Origin of the sequence: Kaistia sp. 32K (genome assembly GCF_016629525.1) — a bacterium.
Classification (GTDB): domain Bacteria; phylum Pseudomonadota; class Alphaproteobacteria; order Rhizobiales; family Kaistiaceae; genus Kaistia.
Window position 1 is genome coordinate 3,496,537 of the sequence record NZ_AP024269.1, and the last position, 18,093, is coordinate 3,514,629.

Below are 18,093 nucleotides of genomic sequence, written 5' to 3' on the forward strand. Positions count from 1 at the left end.
CAGTTGGTACAACGCCGCCGCTCGAACGAACGGCCCTTCACGGGGTCGATTTTTCCCAATATCTCCTCATGTCGGGACACGAGACCTTGAAGCTGGTTGCCGGAAACTCCAACCGGGTGCTCGCCGAGGCGATCGCCACCTATCTCGAAATCCCGCTCGCCAAGTGCTCGGTCCGGCGGTTCGCGGACGAAGAAATCTTCGTCGAAATCCAGGAAAACGTGCGCGGCGAGGACGTTTTCGTCGTCCAGTCGACCAGCTTCCCGGCCAACGACCACCTGATGGAACTCCTGATCATCATCGATGCGCTGCGCCGCTCCTCAGCGCGCCGCATCACGGCGGTGATCCCCTATTTCGGCTATGCCCGCCAGGACCGCAAAGCCGGCCCGCGCACGCCGATCTCGGCCAAGCTGGTCGCCAACCTGATCACCAATGCCGGCGCCGATCGCGTCCTGACGCTCGATCTGCATGCCGGCCAGATCCAGGGCTTCTTCGACATCCCGACCGATAATCTGTTCGCCGTTCCGGTGATCACCCGCGACATCAAGGAGCACTACGAGCTCGAGAATGTCATGGTGGTGTCGCCCGACGTCGGCGGCGTGGTTCGCGCCCGCGCGCTCGCCAAGCGCATCGACGCGCCGCTCGCCATCGTCGACAAGCGCCGCGAGCGGCCGGGCGAGTCGGAAGTCATGAACATCATCGGCAATGTCGAAGGCCGTGACTGCATCCTGTTCGACGACATCGTCGATTCCGGCGGCACGCTCTGCAACGCCGCCGAGGCGCTGCTGGCGCAGGGCGCCAAGTCGGTCGTCGCCTACATCACCCATGGCGTGCTCTCCGGCGGCGCCGTCGCCCGCATCAGCAATTCCGTGCTGAAGGAGTTGGTGATCACCGACTCGATCCAGCCGACCGAGGCCGTCCGCCAGGCGCGCAACATCCGCGTCACCTCGATCTCGACCCTGCTCGGCGAAGCGATCAACCGCACCGCCAGCGAGAAGTCGGTCTCGAGCCTGTTCATCTGATATTTGTTGCCGCCGCCCCTCGGGCGGCGCGGACACCAAAAAGGCCCGGATGCCAGTCAGGCAGTCCGGGCCTTTTTCGTTTTCACATTCTCGCCGGACCGCATTCCCGAAACTCGACCATCATCCTGAGGTGCCCGGCGAAGCCGGGCCTCGAAGGAGGGTCCAGGAAACGCTCATGATTGGCCGGAGCGAGGGGGTGTCCAGCTGGATCCTCCTTCGAGGCTTCGCTAACGCGAAGCACCTCAGGATGATGGCGGAGCCAAGCCGAACGCTCGCAGTCCGGGCTTCTACCGCCCGCCGTCGAGGCCGACGAGCGCCACCTTGGCGTATCCGGCGTCGCGGAGCTTGTTCATGACCTCCATGACGTCGCCATAGGGCACCTTGCGGTCGGCGCGCAGATAGAGGCGCTCCTCGCGATTGCCCTTGGTGGCGTTGTCGAGCGCCGCGCCGAGGCCGTCGGCGGCGACCGGGTCGTTGCCGAGCACCAGCGACAGGTCCGCCTTCAGCGACAGGAACAGCGGCTTGTCGGCGCGCGGTGCCGCCTTGGCGTTCGAGCGCGGCAGGTCGACCGGCGCATCGACGGTCGCGAGCGGCGCGGCGACCATGAACACGATCAGGAGCACCAGCATCACGTCGATGAACGGCGTGACGTTGATCTCGCTGTTCTCGACGAGTTCGTCGTCGTGATGGCTGAGCTTGGCGGCCATGGTCTACCTCACTCCGCGGCGGCGAGACGGGCGGTGCCGCGCGCCTCGGCGCGGTCGAGATCGCGCGACACCAGCCGCAGCGTCTGCGCCGCCACGTCGGCGATCAACGCCTTGTTGCCGGCGATGACGCGGGCGAAGACGTTGTAGAACAGCACGGCGGGGATGGCGGCGACGAGGCCGATCGCGGTCGCGAACAGGGCTTCGGCGATACCGGGGGCGACGACGGCCAGATTGGTCGTGTTCGCCTGGCTGATGCCGATGAACGAATTCATGATGCCCCAGACGGTGCCGAACAGGCCGATGAAGGGCGACAGCGAGCCGACGGTGGCGAGGATCGCCGTGCCGCGGATCATCTCGCGACCGGCGGCGGATTCGATCCGCTCGAAGCGCGAAGCGACGCGCTCCTTGATGCCCTCGGACGAGAGCCCGGCGGAGACGGCGACCTCCTCGGCGGCCGCCTGCACCAAGAGCGCCGCCGTATTCTTCCGCCGCGCCACCTGCGTCTCGGCCTCGGCCAGCGAACGCGAATGGGTGATGCGCTCGGCGAGCGAGCGAGTCCGGTGGCGTATGGCGAACAGTTCCAGCGACTTCGACAGGAAGATCGCCCAGGTCAGGATCGAGGCGATGCCGAGCCCGATCATGACCGTCTTCACGACGATGTCGGCCTGCATGTACATGCCGACCGGGGAGAGATCATGCGGCAGGGTCGCGCGGTCGACGCCGGGTTCGCCGACGATCTCCGGGGCCTCGAACACCGGCGGGGCCGCCTGCTCGATGGCCGGCGCTTCCGCCTGGCCATAGGCCGAACCGGCCCCGACCGACAGCGTGATACCGACGATCGCGACGAGGAGAGCCGCACCGCGACTTAGCTTTCCGAGCATGGCCAGACATACCGCTTAAAGATGAGTTTCATAGTCCGAATAACCCACCGCCCAAGCCGGCGCAACCCGCGCCGGATTTCTACCCTGCTTGAATGCGGAGCCGGCTTCGCCCTTTGACCCGGCGAACGGCACGGTTCCGGCCGGCTTCGGGCCAGCTTGGGCCCCGCGCGGCTTGTTCCGCCGGGCCGCCTCGTCTATAAGGACGCCGGCCGCGCCGACACCCCTGGAGGCACCGCGGCCTTTTTCTGTTTCACACAAGGAGAATACCGATGAGCAATACTTACGAGCTCACGGCCTCTGTCCGCAACCGCGTGGGCAAGGGGGCCGCCCGGGCGTCGCGTCGCGAAGGCAAGATTCCGGCCGTTATCTACGGCAACAAGCAGGCTCCTCTGGCGATCGAGCTGGACCACAAGACGATCTTCATGAAGCTCCACGGCGGTGGCTTCCTGACGACGATCGCGACGATCAACGTCGACGGCCAGAAGATCACCGTGATTCCGCGCGACTACGCGCTCGATCCGGTCACCGATCAGCCGATCCACATCGATTTCCTGCGCGTCTCGGCTGGCTCGACCCTGCACGTCCAGATCCCCGTGCAGTTCATCAACGAAGAGCAGTCGCCCGGCCTGAAGCGCGGTGGCGTGCTGAACATCGTCCGTCATGACATCGACGCGACGGTCCCCGCCGATGCGATCCCGGATCACATCGTCGTCGACCTGACCGGCCTCGATCTCAACGATTCGGTCCACATCTCCGCCGTCAAGCTGCCGGCTGGCGTCACCCCGATCGTCTCGGAGCGTGACTTCACGATCGCCACGATCGCCGCCCCGGCTGGCCTGAAGAGCGAAGAAGGCGAAGCCGCGGCCGCTGAGGCTGCTCCCGCCGCCAAGGCGTAAGCTTCGGTCCCTTCTCCGGTTCAGCGTGGGGGAAGCACGATGCTCCTCATTGTCGGTCTCGGTAACCCGGGCAGCCAATACGCGCTCAACCGGCACAATATCGGCTTCATGGCGGCGGATGCGATCCACCGCCGCCATGGCTTCAGCCCCTGGCGCTCCAAGTTCCAGGCGCTGGTCTCCGAGGGCACGCTCGCGGGGCGGAAGACGCTCCTGATGAAGCCCCAGACTTACATGAACGAAAGCGGCCGCGCGGTCAGCGAAGCCGCCCGGTTTCACAAGATTCCCAATGCCGACATCGTCGTCATGCATGACGAGCTCGACCTGCCGGCCGCCAAGATCCGGATGAAGACCGGCGGCGGCCATGGCGGTCACAACGGCCTGCGCTCGATCAGCGCCCATATCGGCGAGGACTACCGCCGGCTGCGCCTCGGCATCGGTCATCCGGGTTCGAAGGAACTCGTGCACGGCTATGTCCTGCATGATTTCGCGCGCGTCGACGGCGAATGGATCAACCCGCTGCTCGACGCCGTCGCCGACAATGCGGCGCTGCTGGCGGACGGCAAGGACAGCACCTTCGGCAACCGGCTGCACCGCAGCCTGGAACCGGAGAAGCCGGCCAAGGCGCCCAAGACGGAGAATTCGCCCAAGGCGGAGAACGCTCCCAAGACGGAGAAAGCTCCCAGGACGGACAAGCCCGGCGGCAAGGATCCGGCCACCACGGCGGCATCAGCCGCTTCCGCCGCCCCCACTTCACCAGCCTCATCGCCGGCCGGCGGGCCGTTCGCGGCGGGGCTGAAGCGCCTCTTCGGCGTCAAGGACGAGTAAGGAACATCATGGGCTTCAAATGCGGGATCGTCGGCCTGCCGAATGTCGGCAAGTCGACCCTTTTCAACGCGCTGACCAAGACGGCGGCGGCGCAGGCGGCGAACTATCCGTTCTGCACCATCGAGCCCAATACCGGCGAAGTGGCTGTGCCCGATCCGCGCCTCGACAAGCTGTCGGAGATCGGCAAGTCGCAGCAGATCGTGCCGACGCGCCTCACCTTCGTCGACATCGCCGGCCTGGTGCGCGGCGCGTCGAAGGGTGAAGGCCTCGGCAACCAGTTCCTCGCCAACATCCGCGAAGTCGACGCCATCGCGCACGTGCTGCGCTGCTTCGAGGATGGCGACATCACCCATGTCGAAGGCCGGATCGACCCGGTTTCAGACGCCGAGACGGTCGAGACGGAGCTGATGCTCGCCGACCTCGACAGCCTCGAGCGCCGCGTCGCGCCGCTGCGCAAGCGCGCCGCGACCGACAAGGAAGCCAAGGCGCAGGTCGTCATGATGGACGCCGTGCTGGAGCTGCTGCGCGAGGGCAAGCCGGCCCGCCTGCTCCAGGTCTCGGCCGAGGATCGCCCGCTTTTCGACGGGCTGAACCTCTTGACCTCGAAGCCGGTCCTCTATGTCTGCAACGTCGAGGAATCGGCGTCCGCCACCGGCAACGCCTTTTCCGATCGCGTCTTCGAGATGGCCAAGGCGCAGGGCGCCGGCTGCGTCACCATCTCGGCAGCCATCGAGGCTGAGATCGCGCAACTCGACGCCGCCGAGCAGGAAGAGTTCCTGGAGACGCTCGGCCTCGAGGAACCCGGCCTCGACCGCCTGATCCGCGCCGGCTACGACCTGCTCGGCCTGATCACCTATTTCACGGTCGGCCCGAAGGAAGCCCGCGCCTGGACGATCACCCAGGGCACCAAGGCGCCGCAGGCCGCCGGCGTGATCCACTCCGATTTCGAGCGCGGCTTCATCCGCGCCCAGACCATCGCCTTTGAGGACTATGTCCGCCTCGGCGGCGAAGCCGGCGCCAAGGAAGCCGGCCGCGCCCGCGACGAAGGCAAGGAATATGTCGTCGCCGACGGCGACGTGCTGCTGTTCCGCTTCAACACCTGAGTGCTGGGCCCGGATCTCCCGCTCGATCCATCCGCCTTGCCTTTCACCTCTCCCTGAGGGAGAGGTCGGAGCGAAGCTCCGGGTGAGGGTTTAGGGAACCATCCGGAGAGGGCGTAAACCCTCACCCGCCGGCCTGCGGCCGTCGACCTCTCCCTCAGGGAGAGGTGAAGAAGAGCGTCCGAGCCCGACACTCAAGCGGACTCACCCCGATACAAAAAAGGCCCGGCAAACGCATCGCCGGGCCTTTTTTGTATCCTGTGCCGGACGGGATCAGGCGGCGTCGTTCGCCTTCGGCTTGTCGCCCGCGACGATGTCAGCCGTCTTTTCAGCCTCGCGCGCCAGCGCGTCGCTGGCCGCGTCGACGAGCTTCTCGGCCGCGTCACCCGCATCCTGCGGCGCGGCCCCTTCCGGCGGCTTCACGACCGGCGTAACGGCAACCTCGGCGGGCGCGACATCGGCCAGCTTGGCATCCACAGGCTTGGCTTCTGCGGGCTTGGCCTGAACGGGCTCGTCGCTCGCGGCCGGCTTGCGGAGTTCCGACTTGCGGCTCTCGGGCTGCTTCGCCTCGGCGTGCTTCGGCGCGGAAACGGGCCGGACCTCCGGTGCGGGCGCCCGCGCCGCGGCGGGAGCGGGCTCCGGAGCCCATGCCGGCGCTGCCGGCTCCTCGCTATGTCCCCTGGCGCTGGAAGGCGCGGGCCTCGGCGGCGAAACGGCGGGCGCCGGCTCGACGCGCGCCGGCGCGCTCGTCCCCTCGCGGCGGGCCCGGATCTCGGCCAGCCTTGCTTCCAGCGAGCTCGTCTCGGCGGAGCGTGCCTCCAGCCCGCGCGTATCGGCCCGGAGGAACTCGTCGGTGGCGGCGGGAGGCAGCATCGGCTCGGCCAGCGCCTCTTCCAGAACCTCGGCGAAGGAGAGCTCGGCAACGACAGGCGCGGGTGCGGAATGCGGCGCCGGAGCGAGGCGATCGATGGCGCCGAGATTGTCGCGGATGTCCATCAGGTTCTCGTTGACGCGGAACAGCATGATGACCGCTTCGCAGACGACCCGCGCCGCGACGATGCCGGCCAGCGCGCCGACGATGCTGAGGGCGATCGCCAGCAGCCCTCCCCCGGGACTGGTCGAGACCAGCGAGATCCCGCCGACGAGGCCGGAAATGCCGAGCAGCACGGCGACCGCCGCGAGCAGCCAGAACAGCAGCTCGATGAACGACGTCGCGACGAACCGATCCCATTTGAAGAGGTCGAGAAAAGAGATCATTCCGTCATCCTAAGAAAACCCGCGAGACGACTCTCGCGCCAGAGTCTCACAATTCACGACGCGCCGCATCTTCCCAAGCCCTGAAGCCCGGATCGGCCAGCATTGTCGCCACATATTCACCGGCGATGTCGGACATCTTGGGCTCATAGGTGCGGATGCGGCTGATCACCGGGGCATACATGGCGTCGGCGATGGTGAAATGGCCGAACAGATACGGACCGTCGAGGCCATAGGCCGTGCGGCAATCCCGGAAGATCGTGTCGATGCGGGCGATGTCGGCGCCGACGCCCGGTTCGTCCAGCCCGACGCCCGGCAGATGCTCGAAGAGATCCATGCCGAGCGCAATCCGGAGCGGCCGGAAGCCCGAATGCATCTCGGCCGAGATCGAACGGGCGGTAGCGCGGGCGACCCGGTCGGCCGGCCAGAGGCCTGCTTCCGGATAGCTTTCGGCGAGATATTCGCAGATCGCCAGCGAATCCCACACCTTGACCGGCTCGTCGCCACGGCGATCGATCAGCAGCGGCACCAGCCCGGTCGGCCCCAGCGCCACCGCCTCGGCCTTGCCGGCCGGCGTGCGGTGCGGCAGCACGACCTCGTCGAACGGCGCGCCGGTATGACGAAGCGCCAGCCACGGGCGCATCGACCAGCTCGACCAGTGCCGCGTCCCGATGACGATGGTGAAATGCGGCATCTCAGTGCCCTTCGAACGAAACGAGCGTGCGGACGGGAACATCGAGCGCGCGTAGCTTGGCGGCGCCGCCGAGTTCCGGCAGGTCGATGATGAAGCAGGCGGCCTCGACGATGGCGCCGCGGTTGCGCAGCAGCTTGACCGCGCCCTCGGCCGTACCGCCCGTCGCGATCAGGTCGTCGACGAGGATGACGCGGTCGCCCTTGCCGACGGCGTCGACATGCATCTCCATCTCGTCCGTGCCGTATTCGAGCGCATAGGACATGCTGACCGTCGTGAACGGCAGCTTGCCCTTCTTGCGGATCGGCACGAAGCCGGCCGAGAGCTGGTGCGCCACCGCGCCGCCGACGATGAAGCCGCGCGCCTCGATGCCGGCCACCTGGTCGATCTTGGAGCCGGCCCAGGGCTGGACCAGCTCGTCGATCGTGCGCCGGAACGCCCGCGCATTGCCGAGCAGCGTGGTGATGTCGCGGAACTGGATGCCGGGCTTCGGATAGTCCACGATGGTACGGATCGAAGCGGCGATGTCGTTCAATGCAGAGGTCATGGTGGCTTTCAGATATCTGCGGGGCGCTGCCGTAGGCTTGCCTCAGCTTGGTCCCCGCGTCCAGTTCGAAGACGGCGAATAAGGTAGCACGTCGGCCGCGTTTCCCCGCGCCCGGCGCGCCGGAGCCGGGCTCTGCCCGGCGGTGTACGGCTCGCTTGCCCCGTTACTTAGCCCCGAGAACGCGTCCGGCAACCGCGTCGAGCTTCGCCAGCAATGCGGGGTCGCGGGCCTGCGGCGCCGTCATGATGGCGTGCTCGAGCGCGCGATCGGACCCGACCGGACAGGGTTCGTGCTCGGCCGGGAAATCGCGCGCCAGCCGCGCCACCAGGCGCTGCGCCTTGTCACGGTTTTCGCCGAGCACCTTGACCACCGCCTCGACCGACACTGCCGCGTGGCCCGGATGCCAGCAATCATAATCGGTGACCATGGCGATGGTCGCGTAGGAGATCTCGGCCTCCCGCGCCAGCTTCGCCTCCGGCATGTTGGTCATGCCGATCACCGAGGCGCCCCAGCTTCGATAGAGATGCGACTCGGCGACGGAGGAGAATTGCGGCCCCTCCATGCAGACATAGGTGCCGCCGACATGATGGTCGATCGACTCGGCCTCGGCGGCATGGCGGATGTGCTCGATGAGCTTCGGCGCGACCGGATGCGCCATCGAGACATGCGCGACGCAGCCATTGCCGAAGAAGCTCGCGGGCCGGGCCACGGTGCGGTCGATGAACTGATCGACCACGACGAACTCGCCCGGAAAATGCTCCTGCTTCAGCGAGCCAACGGCGGAGACGGAGACGAGGTCGGTCACGCCGGCCCGCTTCAGAGCGTCGATATTGGCGCGGTAGTTGATGCCGGAGGGCGACAGCCGGTGGCCGCGGCCATGGCGCGGCAGGAAGACGATTTCCGTCGCGCCGATGCGGCCGAAACGGAGCTGATCCGAGGGCTCACCCCAGGGGCTCTCGATCGTCCGCCACTCCGCGCCTTCGAGGCCCGGCAGGTCATAGAGACCCGACCCGCCAATAATGCCGAGAACCGCCTTGGTCATGGAACCGCACCTGTCCGGGCCTTGTGCATGCGCGACACGCCGGCCTCCGAAGCGCCCCGCGAGGATGGCGCCGAGAATTGCAAAGCGCCCGGCCAAGCTCAAGCGGGTTCATGGTCGCGGGATGTCTCAGGCTGGAGGTCGTTCGTGGAACACGACGGCCGCCACACGCTCCGCCGTCATTCCTGCGAAAGCAGGAATCCATGCCTCCGCGCATCCGGCGCCGGACGTCCTCGCCCTTGCGAGCGCGGGGCGACGGCCGGCATTCGCTGGACCCTCCTTCGAGGCCCGGCTTCGCCGGGCACCTCAGGATGATGGTCGCGGTTTGGCGCTCCCTACGGCCACTTCACAACGGGGGGCATCGACGACAGGATCGAGTCGATGTTGCCGCCGGTCTTCAGGCCGAAGATCGTGCCGCGGTCGTAGAGCAGGTTGAACTCGACATAGCGGCCGCGCCGGATCAGCTGTTCCTCGCGGTCGGCCTCGGTCCAGGGCGTGTCGAAATTGGCGCGCACGGCCGCGTCATAGGCGGCGAGGAAGCTGACGCCGACATCCTGAGTGAAGGCAAAATCGGCGTCCCAGTCGCCGGAATTGTGGCCGTCATAGAAGATGCCGCCGATGCCGCGCGGCTCGTTGCGGTGCTTCAGGAAGAAATACTCGTCGCACCACTTCTTGTAGCGCTCGTAGTCGGCGACCGGGTGGCGATCGCAGGCGCCCTGCATGGCGGCATGGAAGGCGATGGTATCGGGGTCTTCCTGCGTGCGCCGGCGGTCGAGGACGGGCGTCAGGTCGGCGCCGCCGCCGAACCACTGCTTCGTCGTCACCACCATGCGGGTGTTCATGTGCACGGCCGGGACGTTCGGGTTGGTCATGTGCGCGATCAGCGAGATGCCGGCGGCCCAGAAGCGCGGATCCTCCGCGGCGCCCGGAATATCCTTGGCGAACTCCGGCGCGAAGGCGCCGTGCACGGCCGAGACGTGAACGCCGACCTTCTCGAACAGCCGGCCATGCATCAGCGCCATCGTGCCGCCGCCGCCCGGCGCGCCGGTATGGTCGGTGCGCTGCCACGGCTTGCGCTCGAACCGGCCCACCTTGTCGCCATAGAGCGCCGGCGAGGCCGCGTCTTCCAGCGCCTCGAAGCCGGCGATGATGCGGCCCTGCAGTTCCGCGAACCAGGTGCTCGCGCGGGCCTTCTTGTCCTCGAGTGCGTCAGGCAATGCCATTCTCGTCTTCCTCAGCAAACTTGAGCCGCAGCAATCTCGGCGCCCGGCAGGCCGCCGGTCTGCCGCAACGCCTCGCCTGTTACCATGGCGACCGTCATGGCGAGATTGATCGAGCGCAATCCCGGCCGCATCGGGACGATCAGTCGCGCTTCGGCCCGTTCATGCACCGATTCGGGCACGCCGGCGCTCTCGCGGCCGAAGAGAAGTATGTCGTCCGGCCGGAAGGCGAAATCGGTATAGGGCAGCGCGGCCTTGGTCGAGAGCAGCACCAGCCGGCCGCCCTCGCCGGCCCGCCAATCCTCGAAGGCGGCGAAAGAAATGTGGCGCCGGAGCGCCGCCCGCTCCACATAGTCCATGCCGGCCCGCTTCAGGCCACGATCCGACAGGTCGAAGCCGGCCGGCTCGATGATGTCGACTTCCACCCCCACACAAGCCGCGAAGCGCAGGATGGCGCCGGTGTTGTGGGGAATGTCAGGCTGGTAGAGCGCAATGCGGGGCATATCGCCTTCTCGAGCAGGTTTGGCGCGGCAGGATCGCGACAAGGGTGATACAGGCAAGGGTGATACAGGAACGGGAATGCTCCGCTACTTCGAACATCTGATCGATCCGTTCACGACGGAAGAGAACAGTCCGCCGACGGGGCTGCTCGCCTTCTATCGCCATTTCCTCATGCCCGTCTGGCCTTATGTCGTGGCGCTGATGGCGGCGGGCCTCGCCGTGTCGCTCGCCGAGGTGGCGATCTATTCCTATGTCGGCCGGCTGGTCGACCTGATGACCTCGGGCCAGCCCGGAAACTTCTTCGCCGAGCATGGCTGGCAGCTCGCCGGCATGGCGCTGGTCGTCGTCGTCCTGCGGCCGCTCGTCAACGCGATCCAGACCATTCTCTCCAACCAGACGCTGCCGCCGGCGCTTACCGCCCGCGTGCGCTGGCTGAACCACCTGCATGTCGTCGGCCAGTCCTATTCCTTCTTCCAGAACGACTTTTCCGGCCGCATCGTCACCAAGATCGTGCAGACCGGCTCGGCGCTGACGCAATCGATCACCCAGGTGATCGACGCGCTCTGGGTCATCTCCGTCTTCGTCGTCTCCGCCTTCTTCATCTTCGCCGATGTCAGCCTGCTGATGGCGGTACCGCTGGCGATCTGGGTCGCGCTGCTCGCGGTCCTCGCCTATGTCTTCGTGCCGCGCGTGCGCAAGCGCGCCGCCGCCGCCTCCGAGGCGCGCTCGCTCCTGACCGGCAAGCTCGCCGACATCTACGGCAACATCCAGACGGTGAAGCTGTTCGCCCGCGACGGCCGCGAGGAGGATTCCGCCAGAGCCGCGATCGCCGAGCAGACCGGGCGGATGCTCGACCAGAACCGTCTGCTGACCACCCTCTCCATCCTGATGCAGTTCACCAACGCGCTCTTGATCGGCGCGACGGGCGCGGCGGCCGTGGCGCTCTGGATGCGCGGCGCGATCAGCGCCGGCGAGACGGCGGTGGCGCTCGGCCTCGTCATGCGGCTCACCGTCATGTCCGGCCGGGTGATGATGACGCTGACCGGCCTCTTCGACAATGTCGGCACCGTCGAGGACGGCATGCGCACGATCGCCCGCCCGCATGGCCTGACCGACCAGCCGGACGCGCCGGAGCTTATCGTTTCCAAGGGCGAGATCGCCTTCGACGACGTCGTCTTCAACTATGGCGGCAAGACCCCCGTCCTGCGCGGGGTCAACCTCACCGTGAAGCCCGGCGAGCGCATCGGCCTGGTCGGCCGCTCGGGCGCCGGCAAGACGACGATGGTGAGCCTGCTGCTCCGCCTCTACGACCTCGAGGGCGGCGCGATCCGGATCGACGGCCAGGACATCTCGACGGTGACGCAGGGGTCGCTGCGCGCCGCCATCGGCGTGGTGACGCAGGATACGGCGCTGCTGAACCGCTCCGTGCGCGACAACATCCGCTACGGCCGGCCGGATGCCGACGACGCGGCGGTCAGGGCCGCGGCGCGCCAAGCGGCGGCGGACCAGTTCATCGAGGGCCTCTCCGACCCGCGCGGCCGCACCGGCTACGACGCCCATGTCGGCGAGCGCGGCGTCAAGCTCTCCGGCGGCCAGCGCCAGCGCATCGCCATCGCCCGCGTTCTCTTGAAGGACGCGCCGATCCTCGTGCTCGACGAGGCGACCTCGGCGCTCGATTCCGAAATCGAATCGGTGATCCAGGAGCAGCTGGAAGGGCTGATGGCGAACAAGACGGTGATCGCCATCGCGCATCGCCTGTCGACCATCGCCGCGATGGACCGCCTCGTCGTCATGGACGAGGGCCGGATCGTCGAGACCGGCACGCATCAGGAGCTGCTGGCGGCGCAGGGCCTCTACGCCTCGCTCTGGGCGCGGCAGTCCGGCGGTTTCATCGGCGACCAGGCGCCGCACGAGATCGCCGCCGAGTAACGTCCCGCCGGACAAACTGTCGCACTTCCGCAACAAGTGACGCCGAAACGTCGCGTCATCCGCATTCCCGGCAGATCGACGCGCCGATTGCGTCTATGAAGGGCGGCATCGCACCAGTTGCCGCGCGCCACGCGCCGCAACGCAGATCCAGGAGGGTTGGATGGATTTGGTTCCCATGAACATCCGGTCCGGGATCCGCCTTGTTCAGATGGCCTTCGCCGCCGCCTGACCCTGCCCTGCCCCGATAGACCGAGCCCCCGACCTGCCTGAACGCGGCAGGCCCGGCTCGCCGCTCTTCGAGGCTCCCCACGATCCCTGGACCGAGGCCCCTCTCCCGCCGGAGACGCGCGCCGCCCCATCCGTTCGTTCCGCCGCGCACTCCGAGGCGCGGTCCCGCCATAGAACTCCGGACGTTCCCATGTTCCGCTATTTCGAATCCCTGATCGATCCGTTCAAGAGCCATGACGACAGCATGCCGCCGGCAACGTTGCTCGGCTTCTACTGGCGCTTCTGCCGGCAGATCTGGCCGTTCCTGCTGATCCTGATGGCGATCGGCCTCGTCGTCTCGCTGATCGAGATCGCCATGCTTCGCTACATCGGCTCGATCGTCGATCTCCTGAAGTCGACGAGCCCCAGCGAAATCATGGCCGACTACGGCACGACCTTCCTCTGGATGGCGTTCGTCATCGTCATCGCCCGCCCGCTGGCGTCGGTGGCGCATGACCTCATCAACCAGCAGACCATCGCGCCGAACTTCACCAATCTGATCCGCTGGCAGACGCACCACTACGTCATGCGCCAGTCGATCACCTTCTTCGCCAACGACTTCGCCGGCCGCATCGCCTCGAAGATCGTGCAGACCGGCCCGGCGCTGCGCGAATCGGTGGTGCAGGTCATCGACGCGCTTTGGTTCGTGACCATCTTCGCCGGCTCGGCGCTGGTGATCTTCTGGAGCGCGGACTGGCGGCTCGCCATGCCGCTGCTGCTCTGGATCGCCGCTTATATCGTGACGCTCGCCTGGTTCGTGCCGCGCATCCGGGACCGCTCGACGATCATGTCGGAGATGCGCTCGCAGCTCACCGGCCGCATCGTCGACAGCTACACCAACGTCCAGACGGTGAAGCTGTTCGCCCATCCCGAGCGCGAGGACGACTATGCCAAGGAGGCGCTCGTCGAGCACACGGCGGCCTTCAAGAACGAGACGCGGCTGATCACGGCGATGAACGCCACGGTGTCGACCCTGAACGGCCTGCTGGTGACGGCGACCGGCGCGCTCGCCGTCTGGCTCTGGTCGCTCGACGCGCTGACGCTGGGCGCCATCGCCGTCGCGGCCGGCCTCGCCATCCGCATCACCAACATGTCCGGCTGGATCATGTGGGTTGCGGTCGGCATCTTCGAGCAGATGGGAACGGTGCAGGAGGGGCTGGAGACGATCGCCCGCCCCTATGCCCTGCTCGACAAGCCGGGCGCCAAGCCGCTCGTCGCCGCGAAGGGCGAGATCCGCTTCGACAACGTCCGCTTCCATTATGGCAAGACGGGCGGCGTCATCGAGGACCTCTCCGTCGTCATCAAGCCCGGCGAGAAGGTCGGCCTGGTCGGCCGCTCCGGCGCCGGCAAGTCGACGCTCGTCAACCTCTTGCTGCGGTTCTACGACGTCGAGGGCGGGCGGGTGCTGATCGACGGGCAGAACGTCTCGGACGTGATGCAAGACAGCCTGCGCCAGCAGATCGGCCTCGTCACGCAGGACACTTCGCTGCTGCATCGCTCGGTGCGCGACAACATCCTCTATGGCCGTCCCGACGCGCCGGAGGAGGCCGTCATCCGCGCCGCCCGACAGGCTCATGCGGAAGAGTTCATCGCCGGCCTCTCGGATCCGAAGGGACGGACCGGGCTCGACGCGCATGTCGGCGAGCGCGGCGTCAAGCTTTCCGGCGGCCAGAGGCAGCGCATCGCCATCGCCCGCGTCCTGCTGAAGGACGCGCCGATCCTGGTGCTCGACGAAGCGACCTCGGCGCTTGATTCGGAGGTCGAGGCAGCGATCCAGGAGAGCTTCGCCGAGTTGATGGCGGGCAAGACGGTGATCGCCATCGCGCACCGCCTGTCGACCATCGCGGCGATGGACCGCCTGATCGTGCTCGACCAGGGCCGGATCGTCGAGACCGGCAACCACGAGGCGCTGCTGCGCCAGAACGGCCTCTATGCCAGCCTCTGGCGCCGGCAGTCCGGCGGCTTCCTCGGCCTGGAAAGCGCCTGAACCAACGTGAGGGCGGGCAGCGGCGCATGCCGCGCGCCTGCCCGCCCTCACGCGCCCTCCGGCTATCCGAAAGCCGGGATGCGGGCATAGGTGGCGATATCGGCGGTGATGCCGAGGCGCGCCAGCGACGCGTTGCGATCGAAGCCGATCTCGGCATAGCGCCTTGTCACCGCCTCGCTCACCCGGTCGACGACCTCGGCGCTCGCCCATTCGACGAGGGTGACGATGTTGTAGGCGCCGGGCCCGGACTGCTGCTCCAGGATCATGTCCTGCAGGAAACCGTCCTGCTGCCGCAGGATGGTGTGAGCGTCCTGGACGCGGGCGAGAAACTCGTCGCGGCTGGCGGCCGGGACGATGAAGCTGTCGACGCGGTAGCGCGGGCCCGAGGCATTTTCCGCGGCTGCGCGGGTCGGAACGGATTCGGGGAAGGCAGACTGCTCGTTCATGACGGTCTCCTGTTGACGGACCACCGGCGAGATGACCGATGGGCCACCGTCGCGATCCGGATTAATTATATGCATGACTCATGCATATAAAACAAGAGGACATTCCGTTGGGTCCGAATTGGCTTTGCGCGTAGGGCCGCGACGGGTGATAGATTGACGCCATGACCAACACGCCCGATGACGAATCCCGGCGCCGGATCGCCCGCATGGGGGCTGAGTCGCTGGAACGGCTGCAGCGCGAGCCGGCCCGCGCCGACGGCATCGGGCAGATCGATTCTGCGCTCGGCCGCATCCGGCGCAGCATGGCGCGGCAATCGCTCGGCCGGCGCGTGCTTTCCGATCTCGGCGCCGATATCGATCCCGGCCTCGTCGAGGTGCTGCACGCGATCGCCGGCAATGGCCCGGATGCGCAGGACGCCGTTTCGATCGGCGCCGTGGCGCAGGAGATGGGCGTCGACCCGTCGCAGGCGAGTCGGATGGTGCGCGAGGCGGTCGAAGCCGGGCTCGTGGTGCGGGTCGCCTCGCCCGACGACGCCCGCCGCAGCGTCCTGCAACTTTCCGAGCTGGGGGCGTCGCTGGTCGCCAGCGCGCGCAATTACAAGCATGCGCTGCTGCTCGAACACTTCCGCGACTGGCCGGAGCGGGACGTCGAGGAATTCGCGCGTTTGCTGACCCGGTTTTCCTCGCTGGCGCGCGGCAACGGCCAGAACTGACCCGCCGTCCCGCGACAATGTGCGCATCCTGTGTCCGCTCTCTGGACATTCCTCGCGGTCGGTGGCTAAACAGCTTCTAATCTGACAGATGGGGACCATGGCGGTTTTCCCATCAATTTCGGCCGGCTGCGACCCGCAACGCTTCGATGCGGGACTCATACGGTCGAGGACGACGGCAGCTCCCGCTTCCGAGGACTGAGAGGGGATCATCTTGGCTGAAACCGCTACGGCAGTACCGACCCGCCGCGACTTTCTATTTATTGCGACCGGCGCCGTGGGCGCCGTCGGCGTCGCTGCCGCCGTCTGGCCCTTCATCAATCAGATGAATCCCGACGCGTCGGCGCTCGCGCTGGCATCCACCGAAGTCGACATTTCCGCGCTGCAGCCCGGCGACTCGCTGACCGTGAAGTGGCGCGGCAAGCCGGTGGTCGTGCGCAACCGCACCCAGGCCGAAATCGAGGCCGCTCGCGAGACCCCGCTGAGCGAGCTCAAGGACCAGGCGGCGCGCAACGCCAACCTGGCGCCCGACGCCCTTGCCAGCGACGCCAACCGCGCCGCGCCGGACAAGGAAAACTGGTTCGTGATGGTCAATGTCTGCACCCATCTCGGCTGCATTCCGCTCGGCCAGCAGGGTCAGTACAATGGCTGGTTCTGCCCGTGCCACGGCTCGACCTACGACACGGCCGGCCGCATCCGTGGCGGTCCGGCTCCGGAGAACATGGCCATTCCGGTCTATTCCTTCCTGAGCGACACCAAGATCAAGATCGGCTGACCGGGAGAAATTTGAGATCATGTCCGGACCATCGACCTATCAGCCGCAAAACGGTTTCCTGAAGTGGTTTGAGTCGCGCCTTCCGCTTGGCGGGCTCATCCATTCGTCGTTCATCGTGTTCCCGAACCCGCGGAACCTGAACTACTGGTGGACCTTCGGCGGCATCCTCGCCTTCATGCTGGTGGCGCAGATCATCACCGGCGTCGTGCTGGTGATGCACTACACGCCGCACACCACGCTCGCCTTCACGTCCGTCGAAGGCATCATGCGCGACGTCAACTACGGCTGGCTGCTGCGCTATCTCCATTCCAACGGCGCGTCGATGTTCTTCATCGCCGTCTACATCCACATCTTCCGCGGCCTCTACTACGGTTCCTACAAGGCCCCGCGCGAAGTGCTGTGGATCCTCGGCATGATCATCTTCCTGCTGATGATGGCCACCGGCTTCATGGGCTACGTGCTGCCGTGGGGACAGATGTCCTTCTGGGGCGCCACCGTGATCACCAACCTCTTCTCGGCGATCCCGATCGTCGGCGAGACGATCGTGACCTGGCTCTGGGGCGGCTTCTCGGTCGACAACCCGACGCTGAACCGCTTCTTCTCGCTGCACTACCTGCTGCCCTTCATGATCGCAGGCGTCGTCGTCCTGCACATCTGGGCGCTGCACGTGCCGGGTTCGAACAACCCGACCGGCGTCTCCGTCAAGTCCAGCCAGGACACCCTGCCCTTCCATCCCTACTTCACCGTCAAGGATGCGCTCGGCCTGGTCGTCTTCCTGATCGTCTTCATGTGGTTCGTGTTCTACCTGCCGAACTTCATGGGCCATCCGGACAACTACACCCCGGCTGATCCGCTGGTGACGCCCGCGCACATCGTTCCGGAATGGTACTTCCTGCCGTTCTACGCGATCCTGCGCTCGATCCCGGACAAGCTCGGCGGCGTCATCGCCATGTTCGGCGCCATCGCGGTCCTGTTCGTCGTGCCCTGGCTCGACACCTCCAAGGTCCGCTCGGCCAACTTCCGCCCGCTCTATCGCCAGTTCTTCTGGATCCTGGTGCTGGTCTCGATCGGCCTCGGCTATCTCGGCTCGCGTCCGGCGGAAGGTGGATACGTCATCGCTTCGCGCATCCTGACGGTCTACTACTTCTTCCACTTCCTGGTGATCCTGCCGCTGCTCGGCCTGTTCGAGAAGCCGAAGCCCCTCCCGGCGTCGATCGCCGAGTCGGTTCTCGGCAAGGGTGCGGCCCATGTCACCGCCGGTGCGCCCGCCGCGCCGCAGACCAAGTAAGCCGCGAGAGG

Annotated in this window: 18 protein-coding genes; 9 read left to right on the forward strand and 9 right to left on the reverse strand. The window is 66.8% G+C overall.

Going from position 1 to position 18,093, the window contains the following annotated elements:
• Positions 1-86 precede the first annotated feature (86 nt).
• The gene (locus K32_RS16245; protein ID WP_201400522.1) at positions 87-1,019 is read left to right on the forward strand and encodes a ribose-phosphate pyrophosphokinase; all 933 of its coding nucleotides are present in this window, start codon (positions 87-89) and stop codon (positions 1,017-1,019) included.
• 287 nt (positions 1,020-1,306) lie between these two features.
• Here the strand turns inward: K32_RS16245 and exbD are convergent, their stop codons facing one another.
• Both exbD and exbB read right to left on the reverse strand, forming a co-directional pair.
• Positions 1,307-1,726, reverse strand: coding sequence for a TonB system transport protein ExbD (gene exbD / locus K32_RS16250; protein WP_201400523.1), 420 nt, complete (start codon positions 1,724-1,726; stop codon positions 1,307-1,309).
• Positions 1,727-1,734: 8 nt separating this feature from the next.
• Positions 1,735-2,607 (reverse strand): tonB-system energizer ExbB, encoded by an 873-nt coding sequence (gene exbB / locus K32_RS16255; protein WP_201400524.1) that lies wholly within the window; start codon positions 2,605-2,607, stop codon positions 1,735-1,737.
• Positions 2,608-2,876: 269 nt separating this feature from the next.
• Between exbB and K32_RS16260 the strand changes: the two genes are divergently transcribed.
• The 3 genes from K32_RS16260 to ychF are packed head-to-tail and all read left to right on the forward strand — an operon-like array spanning position 2,877 to position 5,431.
• Complete coding sequence (locus K32_RS16260; RefSeq protein WP_201400525.1) at positions 2,877-3,503, forward strand: 50S ribosomal protein L25/general stress protein Ctc; 627 nt, start codon at positions 2,877-2,879, stop codon at positions 3,501-3,503.
• Positions 3,504-3,542: 39 nt separating this feature from the next.
• Complete coding sequence (gene pth / locus K32_RS16265; RefSeq protein ID WP_201400526.1) at positions 3,543-4,328, forward strand: aminoacyl-tRNA hydrolase; 786 nt, start codon at positions 3,543-3,545, stop codon at positions 4,326-4,328.
• Positions 4,329-4,336: 8 nt separating this feature from the next.
• Positions 4,337-5,431 (forward strand): redox-regulated ATPase YchF, encoded by a 1,095-nt coding sequence (gene ychF, locus K32_RS16270; RefSeq protein WP_201400527.1) that lies wholly within the window; start codon positions 4,337-4,339, stop codon positions 5,429-5,431.
• A 270-nt stretch (positions 5,432-5,701) separates the two neighbouring features.
• Here ychF and K32_RS16275 read toward each other — a convergent pair whose 3' ends face one another.
• The 6 genes from K32_RS16275 to K32_RS16300 all read right to left on the reverse strand — a co-directional run bounded on the left by K32_RS16275 (position 5,702) and on the right by K32_RS16300 (position 10,682).
• Positions 5,702-6,685 (reverse strand): DUF4282 domain-containing protein, encoded by a 984-nt coding sequence (locus tag K32_RS16275; RefSeq protein WP_201400528.1) that lies wholly within the window; start codon positions 6,683-6,685, stop codon positions 5,702-5,704.
• Between the two features lie 46 nt (positions 6,686-6,731).
• Positions 6,732-7,376, reverse strand: coding sequence for a glutathione S-transferase family protein (locus tag K32_RS16280; protein WP_201400529.1), 645 nt, complete (start codon positions 7,374-7,376; stop codon positions 6,732-6,734).
• A 1-nt stretch (position 7,377) separates the two neighbouring features.
• Positions 7,378-7,920 (reverse strand): adenine phosphoribosyltransferase, encoded by a 543-nt coding sequence (locus tag K32_RS16285; protein WP_201400530.1) that lies wholly within the window; start codon positions 7,918-7,920, stop codon positions 7,378-7,380.
• A gap of 163 nt (positions 7,921-8,083) precedes the next feature.
• A complete protein-coding gene (locus K32_RS16290; protein ID WP_201400531.1) occupies positions 8,084-8,962 on the reverse strand; it encodes an S-methyl-5'-thioadenosine phosphorylase in 879 nt (292 codons plus the stop codon).
• Positions 8,963-9,294: 332 nt separating this feature from the next.
• Positions 9,295-10,182, reverse strand: coding sequence for an oxygen-dependent coproporphyrinogen oxidase (gene hemF, locus K32_RS16295; RefSeq protein WP_201400532.1), 888 nt, complete (start codon positions 10,180-10,182; stop codon positions 9,295-9,297).
• Positions 10,183-10,193: 11 nt separating this feature from the next.
• Entirely contained in the window at positions 10,194-10,682 is a 489-nt protein-coding gene (locus K32_RS16300; RefSeq protein WP_201400533.1) for a tRNA (cytidine(34)-2'-O)-methyltransferase, read from the reverse strand.
• A gap of 76 nt (positions 10,683-10,758) precedes the next feature.
• Here K32_RS16300 and K32_RS16305 point away from each other — a divergent pair, with 76 nt between their 5' ends.
• Positions 10,759-12,609, forward strand: coding sequence for an ABC transporter ATP-binding protein (locus K32_RS16305; protein ID WP_201400534.1), 1,851 nt, complete (start codon positions 10,759-10,761; stop codon positions 12,607-12,609).
• A 418-nt stretch (positions 12,610-13,027) separates the two neighbouring features.
• A complete protein-coding gene (locus tag K32_RS16310) occupies positions 13,028-14,863 on the forward strand; it encodes an ABC transporter ATP-binding protein (RefSeq protein WP_201400535.1) in 1,836 nt (611 codons plus the stop codon).
• A gap of 62 nt (positions 14,864-14,925) precedes the next feature.
• Here the strand turns inward: K32_RS16310 and K32_RS16315 are convergent, their stop codons facing one another.
• Positions 14,926-15,309 carry an antibiotic biosynthesis monooxygenase gene (locus tag K32_RS16315; protein WP_244669547.1) on the reverse strand — a complete coding sequence of 128 codons (384 nt, stop codon included), beginning with the start codon at positions 15,307-15,309 and terminating at the stop codon, positions 14,926-14,928.
• A gap of 161 nt (positions 15,310-15,470) precedes the next feature.
• Between K32_RS16315 and K32_RS16320 the strand changes: the two genes are divergently transcribed.
• From K32_RS16320 to K32_RS16330, 3 genes are all read left to right on the forward strand, one after another.
• Positions 15,471-16,022: a MarR family winged helix-turn-helix transcriptional regulator gene (locus K32_RS16320; RefSeq protein WP_201400536.1), complete on the forward strand. Its 552-nt coding sequence runs from the start codon at positions 15,471-15,473 to the stop codon at positions 16,020-16,022.
• A 211-nt stretch (positions 16,023-16,233) separates the two neighbouring features.
• Positions 16,234-16,794, forward strand: a complete 561-nt coding sequence (petA, locus tag K32_RS16325; protein ID WP_201400537.1) for a ubiquinol-cytochrome c reductase iron-sulfur subunit — start codon at positions 16,234-16,236, stop codon at positions 16,792-16,794.
• Between the two features lie 19 nt (positions 16,795-16,813).
• On the forward strand, positions 16,814-18,082 hold the full coding sequence (locus tag K32_RS16330) for a cytochrome b/b6 (RefSeq protein ID WP_201400538.1): 1,269 nt from the start codon (positions 16,814-16,816) through the stop codon (positions 18,080-18,082).
• The last annotated feature ends 11 nt before the right edge of the window (positions 18,083-18,093 follow it).